Source organism: Nocardia sp. NPDC058519, assembly GCF_042719755.1.
In the GTDB taxonomy this organism is placed as follows: Bacteria; Actinomycetota; Actinomycetes; order Mycobacteriales; family Mycobacteriaceae; genus Nocardia.
The window spans coordinates 1-1,956 of record NZ_JBHXNK010000068.1 but is presented as its reverse complement, the minus strand read 5'-3'; the positions used below and the strand labels follow the sequence as shown (position 1 = coordinate 1,956).

Genomic DNA, 1,956 nt, shown 5'->3' with positions numbered 1-1,956 from the left:
ACCTGAATGACTGGCTCCAGGTAGCTGATTCTGCCGCCGACACCCTCGCCGTCAAGATCACCGAGCTCGCTGCCCGTCACGGCCTGCGCATCACCACCGACCCCGGCGAGCTGGTCGGCTACTACGTCGTGGCCCCCGATCGCTACAACGAAGGCGTCAAGTGGAACGCCCTGCACCAGATTCCGGGCACTCTCGCTGAGGCCCGCGAAACATCGCCGGGCACTCCCGGCCGCCGCATCGCCGTCATGTACCTGCTCCCCGAAGGCGGCAAGGCATGAAAATCCACATCGAACCGACAGCCGCGCTCGAAGCCCTCGCCCAGCACATCGACCAACAGCGGGCCGCATTGCTCGACGCCAACGCTGGGCACGCCGAGGACCTCCAGCACGCGCGGGCCGAGGCGCACATCCTGCGGGAGAAACTCGGCGAAGAACAGGCCAGCGTTGACCGGCTGACCACTGCCCTCGGTGAAGCCAACGCCGCCCGCGTCGACCTGCTCACCGTTCTCGCCGCAGTACAGAACGGCGTCCCAGCCGATCCCGGCTACCTCGACACCCTCCCCGACGGTTCGGCCGTGATCGACCAGCACGGCGTGATGTGGCAGCGCTGGACAACCCCCGGCCTGTCGGTCCGTTGGTGGGCGCACGCCCCCGCTCTGGCTAGCCCGGATGGCGGCACCTGGTCAGAGGGCTCCGGCCGGTGGACCAGCGCGGCCCTGACAGCCCAGCGCGGCCCGGTTCGGGTCATCCACATCGCCCCCGAAGTCGGCCAGGCATGAGCGCGCCCCGCGACCTGGTCGCCGACGCCCGCACCAAGGCTGTTGCGATGCGAGCCAACTTCCAGCCGGGCGCCGCGCGCCTCCTGACCGAGCTGGCCGACGAGATCGAAGCCCAACGCCCCCGCGTGATCTCCGACCCTGACGAACTCGGTGACCTGCCGATCGGGTCCATCGTCCTGCACCCGGATGGTGTCGCCTTCGGGAAGATCCGCGCCCGCATCGGCGGGGTGGTCGCGTGGTTCCCGCCAGGTTCCAAGCTCATGCACGCCGCGGCCGACCTGCTCGACAACGGCCACCTGACCCTGCTCCACACACCCGCCGAGGAGAACCATGTCTGACCAGACCGCCGAGATCGACCAGCTCAAAGCCCTCATCACAGGCGACGACTGGCACGAACTCACCTACATGGACGACGAGGGCGTCGACGGCTTCGTGTTCGTGGAGGACGAGGACGGCGCTGACCGCCGCTGGTTGCGCACCGTCACCGTCATCACCAAGGGGCCGTCCGGGCAGCACTACGCCTGGGACTACGAGCACGGCCTCACCGAGAACCAGGAAGACCAGCAGCCGGGCGAGTACTACTCGCTGCGGTTGGTGCCGGTGCGCCAGGTCGAGGAAAACGTGATCGTGCGCAAGTGGGTGTCCGATGGCGAGTGACCGCGACACCCTGGCCGAGCTGGTCATCGGCCACTGGTCGTGGAGGGACCGCCGCGACAAGCTCCAGTGCTCGTGCCCGTCAGCGCACTGGGTCACCAACGACGACCCGACCGCCGGCCCTGGTGCTCACGGGTGGGCCGAGCATGTCGCCGAAGCGCTGATCTCTGCGGGCGTGCGTCCACCTGCTCGCGAGATCAGCGACGCGGCCGAGTTGGACACGCTTCCGCCGTTCTCTGTCGTCCTGGCCTACGGGGTGTCCCACCAGTCCGTCCCGGACGAAACCAGTCCCGTGGTGTGGATCAAGCCGTTCGGGTCCTACACCAGTGCCGAACTGCTCACCGCCTGCCGTGGTGCGGGCGTCACCGTGCTGTACGAACCCGTCGACGAGGACGACGACTGCCCCCACGACAGCCGTAGCGGTGCTGACGGGCGGTGGCGGTGCGACCAGTGCGACACCGATTGCGGGCCGGACACCTACCTCACCCCCACCGAGGAGAAGAGCCGTGGCTGATCCCGGCCTG

At 68.6% G+C, this 1,956-nt stretch carries 5 protein-coding genes; all 5 read left to right on the top strand.

Annotated features, from left to right (window positions below; all coding sequences use genetic code 11):
* On the top strand, positions 1 to 278 hold a 278-nt coding region (locus tag ACFWPK_RS34515; RefSeq protein WP_378923066.1), incomplete at its 5' end, for a hypothetical protein.
* A complete protein-coding gene (locus tag ACFWPK_RS34510; RefSeq protein ID WP_378923064.1) occupies positions 275 to 778 on the top strand; it encodes a hypothetical protein in 504 nt (167 codons plus the stop codon). The genes ACFWPK_RS34515 and ACFWPK_RS34510, both read left to right, overlap by 4 nt.
* Complete coding sequence (locus ACFWPK_RS34505; protein ID WP_378923062.1) at positions 775 to 1,116, top strand: hypothetical protein; 342 nt, start codon at positions 775 to 777, stop codon at positions 1,114 to 1,116. The genes ACFWPK_RS34510 and ACFWPK_RS34505 overlap by 4 nt, the downstream gene beginning before the upstream one ends.
* A complete protein-coding gene (locus ACFWPK_RS34500) occupies positions 1,109 to 1,435 on the top strand; it encodes a hypothetical protein (protein ID WP_378923061.1) in 327 nt (108 codons plus the stop codon). Before ACFWPK_RS34505 ends, ACFWPK_RS34500 begins: the two co-directional genes overlap by 8 nt.
* Positions 1,425 to 1,946, top strand: a complete 522-nt coding sequence (locus tag ACFWPK_RS34495; RefSeq protein WP_378923058.1) for a hypothetical protein — start codon at positions 1,425 to 1,427, stop codon at positions 1,944 to 1,946. The genes ACFWPK_RS34500 and ACFWPK_RS34495 overlap by 11 nt, the downstream gene beginning before the upstream one ends.
* The last annotated feature ends 10 nt before the right edge of the window (positions 1,947 to 1,956 follow it).

Excerpts from the sequence above, each read along its gene's own strand:
- ACFWPK_RS34510 (WP_378923064.1), top strand. The coding sequence starts at position 275 with ATGAAAATCCACATCGAACCGACAGCCGCGCTCGAAGCCCTCGCCCAG.
- ACFWPK_RS34505 (WP_378923062.1), top strand. The coding sequence starts at position 775 with ATGAGCGCGCCCCGCGACCTGGTCGCCGACGCCCGCACCAAGGCTGTT.
- ACFWPK_RS34500 (WP_378923061.1), top strand. The coding sequence starts at position 1,109 with ATGTCTGACCAGACCGCCGAGATCGACCAGCTCAAAGCCCTCATCACA.
- ACFWPK_RS34495 (WP_378923058.1), top strand. The coding sequence starts at position 1,425 with ATGGCGAGTGACCGCGACACCCTGGCCGAGCTGGTCATCGGCCACTGG.